Raw genomic sequence first — 17780 nt, 5'->3', positions numbered from 1 at the left:
AAAAGTTATTCTTCGCAAATAAATGTTCAGATCATCTTTTTATCCCGCCTTCCTTTGTCTACCTTCGAATGTGAAGTCGATCACATTATCTTGACAGTGCAATCTCACTTACCCAGGTTATCTATGTAAGTTGCCAGCATTCGCATTTGCCGCCACGGAACGATTAAAACGTCGGGAGCATTTATGGGCAGTCAACAGACGGACCATCAGCATCAGCCAGCGGTGCCTTTCTGGCTCCGTCTGACACCTGTCAGGCCGGAAGAGGTGCAGGCGTTAATCTGGTGCATGATCTACATTTTTTGTGTTCTTTCAGCCTATTACGTCCTGCGACCAATTCGCGATACCTTCGGTATCGATGGGGGGCTGCATAATTTGCAGTGGCTGTTTAGTGCCACACTTATTGCCATCCTGGCCCTCAATCTGCCCTTTGCGGCGCTGTCGCGTGCGTTGCCACGCAAGCGCTTTATCCCGCTGGTGTATCGGTTTTTTATCAGCCAGCTCATCATCTTTGCCGTGCTGAAGTTTGCCCTGCCATCGTCGATGCAGGTCTGGTTAGGGCGGGTATTTTTTGTCTGGCTCTCGGTGTTCAACCTCTACGTTGTCTCAGTGTTCTGGTCGCTGGTGGCCGATATCTTCTCGCGCGAACGCGCCAGCCGCCTATTTGCCATGATGGCCGCCGGGGCCACGCTGGGCGCTATCCTCGGATCGGCGATAACTGCACTGCTGGTGCACCGTCTCAATACCGTCGGGTTATTCGTACTGGCCGCGCTGCTGCTGGAGTGCGCGGTCGCCTGCGTGAAGCGCCTGAGTACCTTTACCCATCTGGCGGAAGGAGAAGCGGCCGCGCAGCAGACGCAGCCCCTCGGCGGTGGCGTCTTTTCTGGCATTGCGCGCATTTTCCAGTCCCCCTATTTGCTGAATATCTGCCTGTATATGTTGCTGTATTCAGTCACCTCAACCCTGATCTATTTCCGCCAGGCTGAGCTGGTCCACCATCTGTTCCAGCATGACAGCGATCGCACGGCTTTCTTTGCCACCCTCGATTTGGTGGTCAATGTACTGACCCTGGTCACCCAGCTATTCGTCACCAGCCGCCTGATGTCCCGCTATGGCACGACGCTGGTGTTAGGGTTGCTGCCGCTGATCACTTTGCTGGGTTTTGCCAGCATGGCTCTGTGGCCGGTGGCCGCGTCGATTGTGGCCTTCTCGGTATTAAGACGCGGGGCCAATTTCGCCTTTGCCCGGCCCGCGCGTGAGGTGCTGTTCACGGTGCTGAAGCGGGAGGATAAATACAAAGCCAAGAACGTCATCGATACCGCCGTCTATCGTGCGGGTGACCAGGTCGGTGCCTGGAGCTGGGCGGCGATGGGTGCAGCCGGGCTGAGTGGCGGCATGCTGATCTGGCTGGCGCTGCCGTTGTCATTAATCTGGCTGGTCAACAGCCAGTGGCTGGGCCGCAGACAGGTACGGCTGGAAGCGAAACCCTTTCCTCCTCTCAACGAGAAATTGCATGAAAACAGCCCCTGATGGCCTGCTCCCCATTAGGCAGCGAAGCGCTTCGCTGCTCTGTAAATAGCGCCGGGCGGGTTCTGGGAGTTCAGTCAGCGGGTCTATTTACCCCCCTCTGTAATAAAGAGGAGACCGCGATGGAGTAGCTATCCCAGGCTTCACGTTTTTTGATTAATTCCTGCTGACCTTCACTGGTCAGATTGTAGACGCGACGTTTGCGTTTCGACGGGGCGATTTCCAGTGCAGCCAGGATGACCATTTCGATATGGCTCTTAAGATTATCGTCAGCACGGCTTCTCATCGTCATCACCCGCTTACCAGGAAAGATACAAACGTCGCCGCTATCTTAGCCTGGCTTCGCTATACGTGATACATGGCTAATCCAGGTTTGATGGTGAAGTCAGATCGGCGTTTTTGCATCCGGCTTCGACAGGTCACTGAAGTTTCAGGATTGGATATGGCCCAATTTATTTAGCCAAAGAAATAAACGCTGCGGCATCTCTGCACTGAGTTGTAGCGGCGCGATTTATCGCGCCACAATGTATAGAAACGCGTATTAAAACAATCGCATCATCTCCCACAGGGTATTATCGATAGCACCACAACTTGCTACTCTTATCTTTATTTCATCGGTTAAGATCGCCGTGCAACCGGCATTACCAGCGTGCACTCCGACTGGTGGATATAACGTATCCTGCCAGTGGGTCAGCGTGGGGACTGTCTGTTGAAACTTTTCATAAACCAGTTTATTTTTTTGCTCGTCGTAGTGAGCGGTGCTGTATGTGTGATAAGCATCGCCAAATGATGCCGCCAGTTGCGGCCAAAGCCGTTCAACATCAAGCACAAAGCACCTGGCTAATTTACGAATGGCTGGCGGAGAGTTATCTTCACTACCGCTCAGATTAACGGAAGACAAACGGGTAAATAATTCCGCCAGGCTCAGCGCGGCAACCGCCAGTTGCTGGCTGGGGGTTAAATGTGAAAATGTCAGATAAACCTGTTTCGCCTCTTCCAGGCTGCCCCAGCCATTCGTGTCCATTATGCGCGCACGCAGGTTGAGCAGCAGAGTCGCAGATAAACTATCTCGTTGATGGACGGCGGAACTCTCCTGTGAATAATACCGGTCCAGTACCTTCATCAGTAATAAATAATCATCCATACCATCCAGTTTTAATGCCCAACGCGCGCGTTGTTCTGCACAACACTGGAAATGCGCGTCGATTTGCGCCAGCCGTGCTGCCTCACGCGGAGAGAGGGGCGTGGTGGCATGAAACAGTTTAAATTCGGGTGGAACGACCGATTGCTGTCCGCTCAGTAACCAGGGATTGAGGAAAAAGGCTTCATTCATTCGCCTGGCATTTTGTCCGATAAAATTCACCGTGAAATCAGCGCCCTGTGACGCGATATCAAAGGGTTCCGGGATCACCAATATATCGCTGCGTTTTTGCAGGATTGCATCCAGCTGCTCATTACTCAGATAGAATCCCTGCCCGGGGGCACCTGGATGAGGCATAAAATAAATCGGTGCACGGCTGCCATCATCACTTTCTGCGCCCAACAGACCACAAAGTAATGCCTCGCGTGCTGCTTTAACTTCCGGGATGGCGAGGTAAGCTGCCTTCACAGCAGGGAGCAACGCATTATATTTTTGGTTAATCCAGACCTGATAAGACAGCAGATTCTGGTCTTTGAGTAGCGGTAAATAACGGGTCAGAATAAGGTTTTGCTCGTCCTGACTTATCTGCTGGTCCAGCGGTTTTGTGCGCAGGGCGCTGTAGAGCTTACTCATTGCCCATGCGCAGCAGCGTTCGATATCAGCGGAAATCTCATAGCCCTGTTGCGCGATATGGTTGAGCAAGACATAAAGTGCAGACTGACTGAGTTGTTCACCGCCGCCCGCGAGGATGTGCCGGGACATCTGCTCCGCGAAGTCCTGTTTAACTCGTTTATCGGCAATACTGGCGAGAAAAACCAGGAAATCAGCATTTCCCCCTTCACCGGTGCCGGGTTCCAGCCGGGAACGTATCTGGGCGTCATTAAACATCTCTGCTGCCAGGGTGATTTGCACTTTTTGGACATCGCCAAAAATGGCGTCATTCAGCGTGGTGTTTTGGACGAACAACTCTTTTATTTTTATTCCGGAAAAATTACATCCCTGGCGAAACGCCAGACCCGTCCACGTCAGTTTTTCTGCTGCAACACCCGAAAAATCACTCTGGAGAATGTCCCGGCGTGGGTAAGAATGATGCTGTTCGTGACGGCTATTAGCCGGAAGTCCCGATATGACGACATTTTTAAATTCAGACTGGCTGAAATCAATGCCGATGATGGGTTCTTTACCGCATTGACTGAGATAAAGAGCAACATTTTCCCAGTGATTGCCAGTCGCAGTGGTCTGCCCTAAAGATTGCGCTAACCAGTGAACCGGCGTTTTTTCCGTACCGGTTAAGGTCAATCCGGCCATATTAAAATCTTTCAGCCAGACGCGGGTCGGTTTGTTATGTGCCGAGTCTGGTGAATGTTTAATATGGCTGCCTTTCAGCGTGGATACGATTTCCGTTGTACCAATGAGATTATCCAGATAACAGTCGGAAAACGTACATTTTTCAAGATGGTTTGTTTCAACAACTGGCGGGAGAAATAGCAGAGCGCAGGCGTCAAAAAATTTATTTTGCAGCATCTCCTGCACGCGATTTAGCAGCGTGGAATCTTCACCGGTAAACTTCAGATTTGAAATTTCCTGTGAATGATTAAAATAACGCTGCATATCCGATAAGGAAACGTTTTTGGTTAGCATAAAGCTAATCAACGCATCAACCAAAAATCGATGAGCCTCGTCTCCGCTGGCAGCGAGGTGGCGATAAAGTGCAGAAATATAATTGATCTGAGACTGGACCATCGCCGCCAGTTTTTCTGGAGGGATTTTTTTATCGTTATGACCGATGGCGCTGATTTTAATATATTGTTCTTCAAGGTGGGCTAAAGTATAACGAGGTTGGAGCAGGTTAAGTATCTCTTCAACTCCGAGGCGATACTTTGGATTGCCATCTAACAGACCATCCATCAAGCGAAAAATAGCAGTTCCCTCATGTTGTTCAATGTTAAGTTCGGTATGGAATAACTCGATAAAAATAACACCGAAACTATAGCTGTCAGTGTTGCTGGTATAGATTCTCCCTAGCCGGATCTCGGGTGACATATATTGCGTGCAATTTATGCCACTTGATTTTGTCATGGATTTAATTTCGGCCTGTTGCAGAAAACGATAGAAAAACGTGGAGGGTTCAAATTCTACCTCAGGATGGCCATTTTCAGACCCCGGTTTATCTGAAAGGAAAATAGCAGTCGGACTCAGATACCCATGTGCTTTTATGCCAGCCTGGTTGCCAAATGCTGCTATTTTGTTATGAAAATCCTCATATTTTTCCAGCATCGCGCGAGCGGTATTCAGCCGGGACATATAGTTGCTGACAATATCTTCTACCGAAATACACTGTTTCTGTTGATGATTAAGTTGCGAGATAAACTCCTGACACGAAATTAGCCCCTGGCGGTTAAACGACACTGTGACATAATTTTCCTCGCCATCACCGCTCTCGCTGGGTAGCGTAACCATCCCGACACGGGATCGCTCGTTATTCACGCAGCGGGCAATTGCCGGCAAGCGATCTTCATGTCCACTGGCGATAATGGCGCTGGCAGGATAAGTGGAAATTTCAAACAGCTGGCCGGTAGCGATGATTTTTACGTCATAACATTGCAGTTTTCCGTGGCCGATCTTTGCGCTGCGGGTAAGGTTTTCCTCAATCATCAGATCCTTAGCATCGAGAGCAAAGCCCGTCTGTTGGCCCAGCAGACAGGCAAACGCTGTTTGCCGTGACCAGTCGATGGCGGGCTGTGCGGGTTGAGGAGAGGCAGGTGCGGCAACAGCGGTTGTGGCATGGAAATTTGATTGCGGGCTAGCGGTGGCATTACCGATATTATTTACCCTGATGGCGGGTTCAATAGGGTCAGCATTTATATTAACGCCATTTGCAGCCTGTGGTGCAGACGATGATGATATGTGCATACAATAATTCTCTGTAAAAAGGAGTTGATAACGTGAAGGACAAAAATGATAAAAATTAAGATGTTAATTCAATATAAAATTGAAGAAACAGAATAATCCCTTTGTAATCTCTGATTTCATAACTCGCTCATAAACGTGCGATGTTCTGATTTTTTGGTGTTTTGTCATCTCTTTATCAATACGGGGTACGGGGCGGTATATCAGCTCCCGGGGGCTGGAAGGCAGGCAACTTCCTTTCTGGTGATGATTGAAACTTTTCATTGGTACTAATTGATTTACTTAATCCATTGATAGAAAATAATTATCAATTGTTTTTTAGATCCATTTGTTTTTATGAAAAATATTTTTTAGCGAAGCGATTTATCACGCCGCTACAGATTTTTCCAAAGCAATGATAATATTTTGGTCTTAATGTTCAGGGATGGAATCTATGTCTCGCAAAGAAGAAAAATGCTGTTTCGTCAGAGGCATAATCGCTTTTTTCTCCCTTATCGCCATTGCCCGATTGTTTGCTGGCGTTGTTCCTCTCGTCTTGCTGCTTATTGCTGGCCCCGTTAATGCTGCCGATAACACACGATTAAACGATGGTGCGGCCAATCGTATTGTCAGTGGCATCATCAGTTTTACCCATTGGCCGGATTTAAAACATCCACCGCAACTTTGCGTACTGCCACCGGTTAGCCATCTTTCTTTACCGCAAGGCACTGAACAGGGTTTTAGCGTGGTATGGCTTGCCAGTGAGGAGGCTTTACCCGGCCAGCAATGTGATGCGGTTTATTTTGGCGCACAGTCGCCGCAGCAACAGGTGGCGCTGCTGGAAAAACTCAGCAACCGGCCGGTGCTGTCCATCGCTGAAAACAATCCGGAATGTACCATCGGTGCATCCTTTTGCCTCATTTCTCATCAGGATAAGACGGTGTTCTCTGTGAATCTTGACTCGCTGGCAAGAAGCGGCGTGAAAGTCAGTCCAGACGTGTTATTACTGTCCCGCAAAGGAAGCCAGTAAGATGAAATTCGAAAAAATAAAAACCGAAAAATCATCTATACGAAATCAGTTACGTAAAATCAGTACCATCAATGCCGCGGTTATTTTGCTGCTGTGTTGGTTATTACTGTTTTCCACGTCGATGCTGTTTATTAAAAGCTATGAAAAAAGAAACCTTGAACTGATTGCCAATACGCTCAGTACCAGCCTGACGGCGGCCACCGTATTTGAAGATAGCTATGATGCGAAGAAAAAAGTCATGCTGCTGGCTGAGCAGGGCATGTTTTCTGCGGCAAAACTGGAGACTTCCGAACAGACGGTGTTAGTTGACTGGCAGGATAATGTGGAAAACGAAAGCCGTTTTCAGCATCTGCTACGTAACTGGATTTACGCCAAACCGCTTACCGTTAATGTCACCCACGAAGATGCCAAAGTGGGGGCGCTGACGCTGTCGGGTACGGTCACCAATGTGGCGGACTTTATTGAATACTCGATCATTATTTTATCCTGTAGCATGATTTTCGTGTTTATTATCTCGTTTCTGGTCAGCGAGTTATTGCACCGTGGCATTCTGGCCTCCTTCAGAAATATCACCGGCACCATTCATAATGTGATTCGCTCCGGTGATTTTTCGCCGCGTATCTCCGGTAGCTCCACCAAAGAATTCCAGGTGTTCTCCGAGGATTTGAATTCACTGCTGGCGGAAATGCAGACCTTAAAAGCGTCACTGCTGCGCGACAATAAATCTCTCGCCGCCAAAGCGCTCAAAGATCCGCTGACCGGGCTGGCAAACCGTGCCGCCTTTATCAACAGACTTAACCAGTTACTCGATCAACAGCTGGCGCACGAGCGTTTTGTGCTGCTGTTTCTGGATGGCGACCGTTTTAAAAGCATCAACGATACCTGGGGACATGCGGCGGGCGATGAAGTGCTGCAAAGCATCGCGGCCAGGTTGTCCGGCCTGGTGACGAAAAACGATCTGGTGGCAAGGCTGGGCGGGGATGAGTTCGCCATGCTGATCACCAGCCACAGCACTGAAGACGCGCTGCAACAGCTTACCAGTGAGATTGAAAGCACCATCGCGCAAAAGATTGCCATCTCTGCTGGCGTGAATATCTCCACCTCAGTGACCATCGGTTATGCCTGGTCGCAGCACGGTGATTCTGTCACCTCAATTCTTGAGCGTGCAGATATGAATATGTACAAAAATAAGGGCATTACAAAGGTATCAGGATGAAACTCAAAGCATTGCTACTCCTCTGCATCGTTGCTTGTGCCGGGTGTCAGTCAAAAAGGACTTTCACCGACGAGCAGATTGCCGCCATGCGTAAAGAGGGATTCAGTCCGAATGCGGAAGGCTGGGGGCTGGGGATGTCGGACAAAATTCTGTTCGGTATCAATGAGTCAGAACTGACCCCGGAAAGTAAAACCACGATCAACCGTATGGCGACCAACCTTGCTGTTACCGGTATTGAACATCTGCGCATTGATGGTCATACCGATAATTACGGCACCGCCAGTTATAACGAACAGCTGTCGCTGAAGCGCGCCGACGCAGTCGCGGCGCAGTGGGCGACAGGGGCATCGCTACCGCGCACTAATATCGAGACGCGCGGGCTGGGAATGAAATATCCTGTGACCAGCAACAACACCGCTCAGGGTCGTGCGCAGAACCGGCGTGTGGCGGTGGTGATTACCGCGCCATAGCGTATTGCGCCGACTCTCTCTATGATGTGATGTTTGCCCCTGCGATTGTCGCGGGTGATCAATGTCTTAGGGAATGTCCGCATGTTACACGATCTGGATTTACGTCAGCTGGAAGCCTTTGCGGCAGTGATTTCCGCTGGCAGCGTCACGGCAGCGGCAAAAGCGCTGAATCGCTCGCAGCCCGCCGTGTCACGTCTGATTCAGGAACTGGAGCAGGCGCTGGGTTATCCGCTGTTTATCCGCAACGGACCCCGCATCCATCCCTCGGAAGAAGCGCTACAGCTGCACCAGTATGTGCAAAAAGCGCTGCTGTCATTGCAGCAAATCCGCCTGCGCGCTCAGGAAATTGCCCAGCAACAACATCGTCCGCTCAGTATCGCCGCCACGCCTGCGCTGGCTGCTGGCCTGTTGCCACAGGCGCTCGCCAGCCTGAATTTGCAGAACAAGGTGCAGATTATCAGTGAATCTGCTGAACAGACGGCGCACGCGGTGATCACTGCTGAGGCGGACCTCGGTCTGAGTAGCCTGCCACTGGAGCATCACGCCGTGGACCTGCACTGGATCGGGCAGTCGCGTTGTGTGGTGGCGTTACCGCAGGACGATCCTCTGGCAGCACAGCCGCAGTTGACGCTGGCCTGCCTCGCCGGACGCCGACTGATTGCCCCCTGGAGCCCGCAACGGTTACGGGGTCGCTATGATAAAGCATTGAAAAAACTCAAAGTGCCGCCACACGAAACCATCGAGACCAATTCCTCAGCCAATATTCTGGCCTGCGTGCGCGCCGGGTTAGGGGTGGCGATTCTCGAACCGGTGACCGCCTGGGGCATGCCGCTGGAAGGCGTGGTGATTCGCCCGCTGGAAGAAGAGATCCCCTATTTCTTTGGCGTGATTACCCCGCAAGGACGACAGATTACTGCCGCCGCGCAGGCACTGGTGGAGGCGCTGGAACAGGCGGCGCAGACCTTGCTGCCAGGTTTTCAGCGGTTACCCGCCAGCGAACATCCGCGCATTATGCGGCTGATTAATCAGGATTAAATCCATAAAGTTCCCTTCTTAGAACATTTTCTGCTTTAGATATAAGAAATCCATTGGTTACGAAGTGAGCATCCTGCTTGACTCCTTTCGGGGCCAGAGGGATTATGCGAAACCTTAGTTCTTACTATGCGTATTATTGATTATTAATCATTAACTATGCGTTTTGTGGATGATTGATTGCGCCTTCTAAACCTGCGTTTGCAGGTTTATACCCGCAGCAGGGAACAACACCATGACGACAGCAGCACAGCCCAGCGGTCTTACCGCGCTTGAAGCGCAGCTTCAGCAGGATCTCGAATTCCTCGAATTACCGGCCAAAGCCTGGGTGCCAGCGCGCACCCACCATGGTGCGCCAGTACGCGATGTCGTGGTGATTGGTGGTGGGATGTGCGGATTGGCCGCCACGGCGAAATTGCTGCTGACCGGTATCACCAACGTGGTGGCTTATGATGCTGCTCCGGCCGGATTGGAAGGGCCGTGGGTCACCTTTGCCCGCATGGAGACCCTGCGATCGCCCAAAAGCCTGCATGGTCCCTCTCTCGGCTTGCCGCAGCTGACCTTCCGCGCCTGGTTTACCGCGCAGTGGGGAGCTGAGGCCTGGCAGGCGCTGGACAAAATTCCTAAAGACCAGTGGATGGATTACCTGGTCTGGTATCGCAAGGTGCTCAATCTGCCGGTGCGTAACAACGTGCGCATGACCGCTATCGCCGCTGAAGGTGACCTGATTGCGTTGGATCTCGCGGGTGCTGAGACGGGGCGCGTTTATACACGCCGTCTGGTGCTGGCGACCGGACGCTCGGGGCTGGGCGGTTTTGCCGTACCGGATTTTTTGCAGGGCATCGACCGCAAATTCTGGGCGCATTCGGCGGATGACATCGATTTTTCCGCGTTGCAGGGCAAGCGGGTGGCGGTCATTGGTGCCGGAGCCTCCTCCATGGACAACGCGGCGACGGCACTGGAAAACGGTGCGGGCGCGGTGGATCTGTTGATTCGCCGCAAGCAGATGCCGCGCATCAACAAGATGACCGGCATCGGCAGCCAGGGCGTGGTGCACGGCATGCATCAGTTGCCGGACGCGTGGAAGTGGAAATTTGTCGATTACACCGCGTCAACGCAAACGCCGCCGCCACGCTCCTCCACGCTGCGCGTTTCACGCCACGCCAATGCGCGTTTCTTCCTCGATTGCGGCATCAACGCGGTTAAGCAGCAAGCCGATGGCCTGGTGATTGAAACCACCCAGGGCGCGCTGCGCTACGACTATCTGATCGCCGCGACCGGTTTCACCAACGATTTTAACGGCCGCCCGGAGTTTGCTGCCATCGCCCCTTATATCCGCAGCTGGGCCGATGGCCGCTACCAGGCAGAAATGGGCACCGCGCGCAGCAGCATGCTGGAAGCGCCGGATCTGGGGCCAGCCTTTGAGTTTCGCGAGCGTGAGCCGGGTAGTTGTCCGCTGCTGGCGCATATCCATTGTTTCAACGATGCGGCGATGCTGACGCACGGCAAGGTGTCTGGCGATATTCCGGCGGTCAGCGCCGGTGCCGACCGCCTGGTTCGCGGCATTGCGGCTTCGCTCTTTGCCGAGGATGTTGAGCAGCATTTCGACAGCCTGATGGCTTTTGACACCCCTGAATTGCAGGGCGATGAATGGGTGGATTCCACACCCTTACTCAAACAGGAGAATGCGTTGTGATCGACGCCATTGATCAGTCCGCCGGACTGACACCAGAGGATGAGCTGTATCGTGCCCGCCGTTTTCGCCCGGAGTTTGTTGAGGGTGCCGAGCAGTGCCGTCAGTCGGTATTGGCTCCGCAGCAGGATCAGGGACTGGCTGCCGATCTGCGTGTGGCGCTGGCACATCGCATGGCCGCACTGAACGGTGATGCGCATCTGCTGGCTGACTACGCTGCCCAGCTGGCACAGCTGTCTCCTTCGGCTGCGCTGCTGGCGCTGGCAAACGGTGAGACAGCGTTAGCGGAGCCGCTGGCGACCATCGCCCGCCACGCTGATCGGGTAACCAAAACCCCGTTTGCCGCCGAGGCCAGTCATATCCGTCTGCTGGAGCAGGCCGGGCTGAACAATCCGCAAATTGTGGCGTTGTCCGAGCTGATCGCCTTCGTTAATTTCCAGACGCGTGTGGTGTCCGGCTTACGTTTGATGAGGTCCGTATGATTCCGCTAGTCAGCCTCAAACCGTTGCACTGGCATCCGTATATCACGCCGGTTGACGTTGCGGAGGCCACGCCCGAGCAGCTCGACGCGATGAAGGTCACGCCATCGAATAAGAAGATCTCCGATTATGTGCGCACCCTGGCGCACGACCCGGAGAGTTACACCGCGCGTACCGTACTGTTCAACGCCATTATGTATGTTGAGGGTGGGCTGGATCGGGCCGATCGTGAACTGGGCGCGTTAGGTGCTTCCATCGTTAACGGCTGCAAATATTGCGCCGTGGTCCATGCCCGTCGCCATGCACAGCTGACCAAAAGCGATGCGCTGGTCAGCGCGTTGTATTTCGACAAAGCTGACACGCTCGGTCCGCGTGATGCAGCTATCTATCGTTTTGCCCGTCGTCTGTCGGTCACGCCAGCAGAAGCAACAGCGGAAGATGTGGCCGCGCTGCGTGAACAGGGCATGGACGACAACGAAATTATCGACCTGATCCATGCCATCGCCATCTTTGGCTGGGCCAACCGTTTGATGCATGTGCTCGGCCACGCCAGCATTGAGAAATAACCGTCTTTCACCCGCAAGGACATGAACACAAATGCTTGAACTCAAAGATATTAAATTGTCTTACGGGAGCGCGCCGATCCTGAAAGGGGTCGATCTCTCGGTAAAGCGTGGTGACGTGGTATCGATTATCGGCCCGAGCGGCACCGGTAAAACCACGCTGCTGCGCTGCATTAACTATCTGGCAAAACCGACGTCAGGCAGCATCACGTTTGACCAGATTGCGATGGATTATCAGTCGCCGGACAAAGCCGCGATTCAGGCCATCCGCCTGCGTACCGCCATGGTTTTCCAGCAGTTCAACGTGTTCAAAAACATGACGGTGATTGAAAACGTGATGGATCCGCTGATCGCGGTGCAGCGTAAATCGAAGCAGGAAGCGCGCGCCATCGCCGTTGAGGAGCTGGATCGCGTTGGTCTGGGTGGCAAACAGGATCATTACCCGTCACAGCTCTCCGGTGGTCAGCTGCAACGTACCGGCATTGCGCGCGCGCTGGCGCTGCGCCCGGATGTGATGTTGTTCGATGAGCCGACTTCCTCACTCGACCCTGAGCTGGTGGGAGAAGTGCTGAAGGTGATTAAAGACGTGACGTCTTCCGGCATTACATCGCTGCTGGTGACGCATGAAATGCAGTTTGCCAAAAGTATCTCCAACCGCATTGTGTTTATGGATCAGGGTGTTGTCGCGGCGCAGGGTAGCCCGACAGAGATTTTCGATAACCCGAGCCTGCCACGCCTTGCACAGTTCCTCAATTCAGAACACGTACTCTAATAATTACAGGAATCAAAGACATGCCTGCAATCAAAACAACATTACGTCGCCTGGCAATGCCGGGTATCGTAACCATCGCGTTACTCAGTGCAGCCACCAGTTATGCGGAATCGGTGCGCACCATCAAAATCGCCACTGCGGCAGAATCCAAGCCGCTGTCGTGGGGCGCTATCGGCGTTGAACCGCAGGGTTATGAGCCGGATGTGCTGAAAGCCATCAACGCCAAACTGCCGCAGTACAAGTTTGTTATGGAAGGTGCCGCGGATATCGCCCAGGAAACCGGCCTGGCAACCGGCAAATATGATATGGCGACCGGCGGCTACTATAAGGCTCCGGCGCGCAGCAAACAGTTCCTGATCCCCGATAATCCGATCGGTGCCAGCCTGATGAAGATTTACAGCCGTAAAGACAGCAATATCAACGGCATGAAAGATCTGGTTGGCAAGAATATCGTTCCGGTCACTGCGGGTGGCGGCGTCTACAAGTTTGTTATGCAGTGGCAACAAGAAAACCCGAGCGACAAGATCGACATCAAAGCCTCCAGCGCCGGTGTCCCTTATCCGGACCGCCTGAAAGAAGTGCAGAACGGCAAATATGATGCGCTGATCCTGCCTTCCAACCTCGGTGAGCAGACCGTTATCGACAACCAGCAGCTGGCGATCAAAGCCAGTGAGCCGGTGGCGATTAACAACACCTACATCCTGATCCACCGCTCTGACGAGAACAAAAAGCTGAATGACGATGTGAACGAGGCGCTGAAAGAGCTGAAAGCGGACGGCACGCTCGATAAGTTGTCACATAAGTGGTTTGGCGAAGATATCGTCAAGTACATGAAATAATCAGGTTCACCTGAAACCACGGCGATCCGTGCAATTATCGGCCCGGTCGGCATAAATGCCGACCCTACAATTGTAGGGTGCGAATTTATTCGCACCTGGGCTTGATGTGCTGCATAGCTGACATTTTTTTCAGGAGTGTTTCACAGTGAATCTTTCGACCATGATTCCCGAGCTACTGTCGGCTTTGCCGTTAACGCTCGCCATTATGTTGGTCGCGATGATTGTTGGCTTTGTGCTGGCACTGATCGCGACAACCTTCCGCGTGCGTCGCATCCCGGTGATTAGCCAGCTGACTGATCTCTACGTTTCCTACGCACGCAGTGTTCCGGTGGTGCTGCAATTGTTTGTGGCATTTTATGGCCTGCCGCTGGTGCTGGAGTCGTTCGGCGTGGGCGATGTGATGTCAGCCACGGTGGCGTCGATGGTGGGCTTAAGTCTGTACCACGGCGGCTATCTCTCCGAAGTGATGCGTCCGGCATTTCTCGCCGTGGAGCGCGGCCAGCATGATGCCGCCGACAGCATGGGTTACAGCTTCCGGCAGAAGATGTGGCGCATCATCGGACCTCAGGCGTTGCATATCGGGCTGCCCGGCTACGGCAATGCCATCATCTACCTGATCCACAACGTGGCGCTGGTGATGTATATCGGCGCAGCCGATGTGATGGCAACCGCGCATCTGATCATGGAGCGTGATTACAACCAGTATCAGTTCGGTACCTATCTGGTGCTGGCGGTGCTTTATTCACTGCTTTGCCTGGGGGCCTGGCTGATCGTCCGTTTCTTCGAACAGCGCCACGCGAAATACAACTCGAAAACGGCAACCAGCCAGGTGAAATTCACCGCCAGCGTGTGACAGAGAGAGAACAGCGATTATGTTTGATATTGAGGTTTTGCTGCCGGACTTCTGGAGCATTCTGGATGCGGTGCCGGTTACGCTGGCGATGGCGATAACCGTTTTTATCTGTTCCACGCTGATTGGCGGCTTGTTTGCCTATGTGGAGCATCAGCGCCTGCCGGTGCTGCGTCAGCTGGTGCTGGCGTACAAAATTGCCTTCAAAGGTGTGCCGATGGTGGTGGTGATTTTCCTGGCTTATTACGGCCTGCCACCGGCGCTGCATTTCGTTGCCACGCTGTTTGGCGTTGAAGTGAATGCCCACTCGCTCCCGAACTGGGTGATCATCATCGTGGCGCTCAGTGCCTGTGTGGCTGCTTTCCAGGCCGAGGTGTGGAAAGGGGCGCTGAACTCGTTTGATAGCGGGCAGTCGGATGCGGCGAAGTCACTGGGGTATACCGATGGCCAGCTATTCCGTCGGGTGATGTTCCCACAAATTATCGTGGCGGCAATCCCGGACCTGGCGAACGCCTTCATGGTGATCATGAAAGCACTGTCGCTGGCCTTTGCTATCGAAGTGGTGGATATCTTCGCTCAGGCACAGCTTACCGCCGCGCTGAACTTCTACTATCTGGAAGCTTTCCTGATTGCGGTGGTGTTCTACATGGTGATTGCGTATCTGGTGACCAGGATGGCCGATTTTATTGAGGCGAAGCTGCGGATACGTAGTTAAAAACGCGCAATAAATTGCGCCGCTACGGCCAGGCAGGCTTTTGTAGCGGCGCGATTTATCGCGCAAGATTTTTTACCCCAGGTACTCAATAATCGACAGCCCACCGTTGTAATCGGTGCTGTAGATCATCCCCCCGGCATCCACAAACACATCACAACTCTGAATCACCTGCGGGCGATCCGGCCGGGTATCCATCATGCGCGCGGGTGCGGCGGGCACCAGCGCACCGGTTTCCTTCGGCTGGTACGGATTGGAAATGTCATAGGCGCGCACCCCGGCATTTTGATAAGTGGCGAAAATCAGCGTGTCGCTGACAAAACTACCGGGGCGGTTTTCATGCAGATTATGCGGGCCAAAATGGGCACCCTTTGCCACGTAATCGCGCTCATCCGGCTGGGGAAAGGTAGCGATGCTCACCGGGTTGGCGGGTTCGCGAATATCAAACAACCAAATCAGCTTCTCGCCATCCTGCTGGTTATCCAGCACCGCTTCGTCCAGCACCACCAGCAGATTGCGTGCCGGTAACGGCAGCGCGGTATGGGTGCCGCCGCCAAACGGCGGGCTCCAGTTGCGATGGCTGATTAACTGGGGTGCCGTGCGATCGCTGACATCAAGCAGCGTCAATCCGCCGTCGCGCCAGCAGCCATAGGCGGTATCGCCGCTGATAATCGCGTGATGCAATGCATAACGTTTGCCTTCCGGCCAGTCTGCGGTTTCGCCTGCGGCGGTGTGCATTCCCGGCAGCCACCAGCGCCCGGCCACGGCAGGGCGTTGTGGATCGGCTAAATCGATGGTCAGTAAAATATAATCGCTGAATCCCTCAATCAGCGCAGAGACGTAGGCCCAGCGCCCGCCGACATACCAGATACGGTGAATACCGATACCATCGAGCGCGAGAAAGGCGATTTCACGCGGTTGCGCCGGGGACGAAATATCAAAAATCCGCAGCCCGGATTGCCAGCTTTTTTCCTGAATATCTGCGGTGGTCTGGCCCACCGCACGGGTGTAATAGATTTTCTCATCGGCGAAGCGTGTATCGGCAAACAGATCGCGCGCGTTGATCACCAGCAGCAAATCATCGTGCGCCTGCAAATGTACGTTCCAGGTACCGGGTGGTGCGGCAACAAAATTTACGGTTTTGGGCTGACGTGCATCGCGCACGTCAATCACGCTAAAGCCTTGTGAGACCATATGGCCGACATAGGCAAAGCCGCGATGTACCATCACCTGAACGCCATCCGGGCGACCGCCCTGATCGCTGTGGCCAATCAGCCGCATATTGCGACTGTATTCCGGAGTGGGGAGCGAGGACGTCATGTTCGACCTCACTGTGCTTTGGCGGCAAGGGTGGCGAACCAGGGCGCGACAAAATCACTGCTCTGGCCCCAGCCAGGAATCACCTTTTGCAGTGCGGCAACGTTGGCGGCTCCGGGTTGACCGGTCACCAGCGCCTGCGGAATGGCGGCGGCTTTAAAGTCATAACTGGCCGGGGTGGTTTCTCCCGCCAGCTTGAGGGCAATCAGGCGCATATTAACGGCACCAATCAGTTTCGGATCAACCGCCACGCTAACCTTCCACGGACTGTTTTTTTCGCGCATCAGCTGTAAATCTCCGTTGGAAATATCGATGCTGTAGAGTTTGATTTCGGTGCGCCCATTCTCCTGTAGCGCCTTGTACGCGCCCTGGCTAAAGGCATCCCAGGTGCCCCAGATGGCGTCGATTTTCCCCTTTGGATATTTCGCCAGCAGCGCGCCGACTTTGTTGGCGGTATCGCCCTGCACATCGGCAGAAACGGCTCCCACCGATTCCAGTTCATGAATCCCCGGATTGGCCTGCTGAATCTTTTCCCAGGCAGCCTGACGACGTTCCATCGGCGGGAAACCCGCGACCCACAATTTGATGATATTGGCTTTGCCGTTGAAATCTTTGATCAGCGGTTGCAGTGATTGCTCAGTCAGTGAAGCATCATCCTGCTGCGTTACCGTGACGCCAGCGGGCACGTTATCCACCGCGGTATCGAACACCGACAGCGCGATACCGCTGTCGTGAATACGTTTAACCAGCTCGGTGGAGTAGGGTGCGCGGCCCTGCGACAGGACAATACCGTCATATTTCTGGCTGATGGCCTGGTTCACGAAATCCTGGAAACGCGCATCATCACCCTGGCTCAAAAAGGTGCTGACTTTAAAGCCCAGCTGTTTGCCCTGCTGAATGGCTCCGGCAACAAACTGGGTGGTGTTATCGTCCGAACCCAGGTTGCGAATCACCGCCACCCGAATCGGTCCCTGATGATTTGCCAGTGGCGCAGGAAGTGGTGCCTGTACGGCGCTGACGGCAGAGCTGAGCAGGCCCAGCATAAAAAAAGGTACGGCCAAAGATTTCATGTCATTTCCCCGAATAAGATGGATGAAGTGCTGGTAGCGCGCCGCCGATTTTTATTGTGGTTGGCGGGCGATCTGAGCGAATTTTTCATCCTCTGCGCGAGGTTGGCAATCAAGGAAAAGGCATAAGTAATGCCAGATAAATCATTAGGTTTGCGGGGAAGGGGCATGGGACAGGTCGGGATG

Annotated in this window: 16 protein-coding genes; 12 read left to right on the top strand and 4 right to left on the bottom strand. The window is 53.4% G+C overall.

Going from position 1 to position 17780, the window contains the following annotated elements:
- Positions 1-183 precede the first annotated feature (183 nt).
- On the top strand, positions 184-1527 hold the full coding sequence (locus CUN67_RS16915; protein WP_208716457.1) for an NTP/NDP exchange transporter: 1344 nt from the start codon (positions 184-186) through the stop codon (positions 1525-1527).
- Between the two features lie 70 nt (positions 1528-1597).
- Here CUN67_RS16915 and CUN67_RS16910 read toward each other — a convergent pair whose 3' ends face one another.
- The gene (locus CUN67_RS16910) at positions 1598-1810 is read right to left on the bottom strand and encodes a hypothetical protein (RefSeq protein ID WP_208716456.1); all 213 of its coding nucleotides are present in this window, start codon (positions 1808-1810) and stop codon (positions 1598-1600) included.
- Positions 1811-2065: 255 nt separating this feature from the next.
- The gene (locus tag CUN67_RS16905; RefSeq protein ID WP_208716455.1) at positions 2066-5578 is read right to left on the bottom strand and encodes a hypothetical protein; all 3513 of its coding nucleotides are present in this window, start codon (positions 5576-5578) and stop codon (positions 2066-2068) included.
- 430 nt (positions 5579-6008) lie between these two features.
- On the opposite strand from CUN67_RS16905, the gene CUN67_RS16900 reads away from it, so the two are divergent.
- The 11 genes from CUN67_RS16900 to CUN67_RS16850 all read left to right on the top strand — a co-directional run bounded on the left by CUN67_RS16900 (position 6009) and on the right by CUN67_RS16850 (position 15213).
- Positions 6009-6584, top strand: coding sequence for a YfiR family protein (locus CUN67_RS16900; RefSeq protein ID WP_208716454.1), 576 nt, complete (start codon positions 6009-6011; stop codon positions 6582-6584).
- A gap of 1 nt (position 6585) precedes the next feature.
- Entirely contained in the window at positions 6586-7800 is a 1215-nt protein-coding gene (locus CUN67_RS16895) for a diguanylate cyclase domain-containing protein (protein ID WP_208716453.1), read from the top strand.
- Positions 7797-8270: an OmpA family protein gene (locus CUN67_RS16890; RefSeq protein WP_208716452.1), complete on the top strand. Its 474-nt coding sequence runs from the start codon at positions 7797-7799 to the stop codon at positions 8268-8270. Before CUN67_RS16895 ends, CUN67_RS16890 begins: the two co-directional genes overlap by 4 nt.
- Positions 8271-8351: 81 nt before the next feature.
- On the top strand, positions 8352-9305 hold the full coding sequence (locus CUN67_RS16885; RefSeq protein ID WP_208716451.1) for a LysR family transcriptional regulator: 954 nt from the start codon (positions 8352-8354) through the stop codon (positions 9303-9305).
- Positions 9306-9537: 232 nt separating this feature from the next.
- Positions 9538-10998 carry an NAD(P)-binding domain-containing protein gene (locus CUN67_RS16880; protein ID WP_208716450.1) on the top strand — a complete coding sequence of 487 codons (1461 nt, stop codon included), beginning with the start codon at positions 9538-9540 and terminating at the stop codon, positions 10996-10998.
- Positions 10995-11477 (top strand): CMD domain-containing protein, encoded by a 483-nt coding sequence (locus CUN67_RS16875; RefSeq protein ID WP_208716449.1) that lies wholly within the window; start codon positions 10995-10997, stop codon positions 11475-11477. Before CUN67_RS16880 ends, CUN67_RS16875 begins: the two co-directional genes overlap by 4 nt.
- Positions 11474-12040 carry a peroxidase-related enzyme gene (locus CUN67_RS16870; protein WP_208716448.1) on the top strand — a complete coding sequence of 189 codons (567 nt, stop codon included), beginning with the start codon at positions 11474-11476 and terminating at the stop codon, positions 12038-12040. Before CUN67_RS16875 ends, CUN67_RS16870 begins: the two co-directional genes overlap by 4 nt.
- A 31-nt stretch (positions 12041-12071) precedes the next feature.
- The gene (locus CUN67_RS16865) at positions 12072-12809 is read left to right on the top strand and encodes an amino acid ABC transporter ATP-binding protein (RefSeq protein WP_208716447.1); all 738 of its coding nucleotides are present in this window, start codon (positions 12072-12074) and stop codon (positions 12807-12809) included.
- 20 nt (positions 12810-12829) lie between these two features.
- Positions 12830-13648: a transporter substrate-binding domain-containing protein gene (locus CUN67_RS16860; protein ID WP_208716446.1), complete on the top strand. Its 819-nt coding sequence runs from the start codon at positions 12830-12832 to the stop codon at positions 13646-13648.
- A 160-nt stretch (positions 13649-13808) separates the two neighbouring features.
- Positions 13809-14501 (top strand): amino acid ABC transporter permease, encoded by a 693-nt coding sequence (locus tag CUN67_RS16855; protein WP_217621308.1) that lies wholly within the window; start codon positions 13809-13811, stop codon positions 14499-14501.
- 19 nt (positions 14502-14520) lie between these two features.
- Complete coding sequence (locus tag CUN67_RS16850; protein ID WP_208716444.1) at positions 14521-15213, top strand: amino acid ABC transporter permease; 693 nt, start codon at positions 14521-14523, stop codon at positions 15211-15213.
- 72 nt (positions 15214-15285) lie between these two features.
- Here the strand turns inward: CUN67_RS16850 and CUN67_RS16845 are convergent, their stop codons facing one another.
- Positions 15286-16530 carry an LVIVD repeat-containing protein gene (locus tag CUN67_RS16845; protein WP_208716443.1) on the bottom strand — a complete coding sequence of 415 codons (1245 nt, stop codon included), beginning with the start codon at positions 16528-16530 and terminating at the stop codon, positions 15286-15288.
- A gap of 8 nt (positions 16531-16538) precedes the next feature.
- Positions 16539-17597, bottom strand: coding sequence for a sugar ABC transporter substrate-binding protein (locus tag CUN67_RS16840; RefSeq protein WP_208716442.1), 1059 nt, complete (start codon positions 17595-17597; stop codon positions 16539-16541).
- Positions 17598-17780 lie beyond the last annotated feature (183 nt).

The sequence above is a fragment of the Pantoea cypripedii genome, assembly GCF_011395035.1.
In the GTDB taxonomy this organism is placed as follows: domain Bacteria; phylum Pseudomonadota; class Gammaproteobacteria; order Enterobacterales; family Enterobacteriaceae; genus Pantoea; species Pantoea cypripedii_A.
Note: the sequence above shows the minus strand (reverse complement) of the source record. Positions and strands in the feature narration are given on the sequence as shown.

Coding starts and splice junctions, on each gene's coding strand:
- CUN67_RS16850 (WP_208716444.1), top strand. CDS start 14,521: ATGTTTGATATTGAGGTTTTGCTGCCGGACTTCTGGAGCATTCTGGAT.
- CUN67_RS16890 (WP_208716452.1), top strand. CDS start 7,797: ATGAAACTCAAAGCATTGCTACTCCTCTGCATCGTTGCTTGTGCCGGG.
- CUN67_RS16900 (WP_208716454.1), top strand. CDS start 6,009: ATGTCTCGCAAAGAAGAAAAATGCTGTTTCGTCAGAGGCATAATCGCT.
- CUN67_RS16860 (WP_208716446.1), top strand. CDS start 12,830: ATGCCTGCAATCAAAACAACATTACGTCGCCTGGCAATGCCGGGTATC.
- CUN67_RS16840 (WP_208716442.1), bottom strand. CDS start 17,597: ATGAAATCTTTGGCCGTACCTTTTTTTATGCTGGGCCTGCTCAGCTCT.
- CUN67_RS16880 (WP_208716450.1), top strand. CDS start 9,538: ATGACGACAGCAGCACAGCCCAGCGGTCTTACCGCGCTTGAAGCGCAG.
- CUN67_RS16915 (WP_208716457.1), top strand. CDS start 184: ATGGGCAGTCAACAGACGGACCATCAGCATCAGCCAGCGGTGCCTTTC.
- CUN67_RS16845 (WP_208716443.1), bottom strand. CDS start 16,530: ATGACGTCCTCGCTCCCCACTCCGGAATACAGTCGCAATATGCGGCTG.
- CUN67_RS16895 (WP_208716453.1), top strand. CDS start 6,586: ATGAAATTCGAAAAAATAAAAACCGAAAAATCATCTATACGAAATCAG.
- CUN67_RS16865 (WP_208716447.1), top strand. CDS start 12,072: ATGCTTGAACTCAAAGATATTAAATTGTCTTACGGGAGCGCGCCGATC.
- CUN67_RS16910 (WP_208716456.1), bottom strand. CDS start 1,810: ATGAGAAGCCGTGCTGACGATAATCTTAAGAGCCATATCGAAATGGTC.
- CUN67_RS16855 (WP_217621308.1), top strand. CDS start 13,809: ATGATTCCCGAGCTACTGTCGGCTTTGCCGTTAACGCTCGCCATTATG.
- CUN67_RS16870 (WP_208716448.1), top strand. CDS start 11,474: ATGATTCCGCTAGTCAGCCTCAAACCGTTGCACTGGCATCCGTATATC.
- CUN67_RS16885 (WP_208716451.1), top strand. CDS start 8,352: ATGTTACACGATCTGGATTTACGTCAGCTGGAAGCCTTTGCGGCAGTG.
- CUN67_RS16905 (WP_208716455.1), bottom strand. CDS start 5,578: ATGCACATATCATCATCGTCTGCACCACAGGCTGCAAATGGCGTTAAT.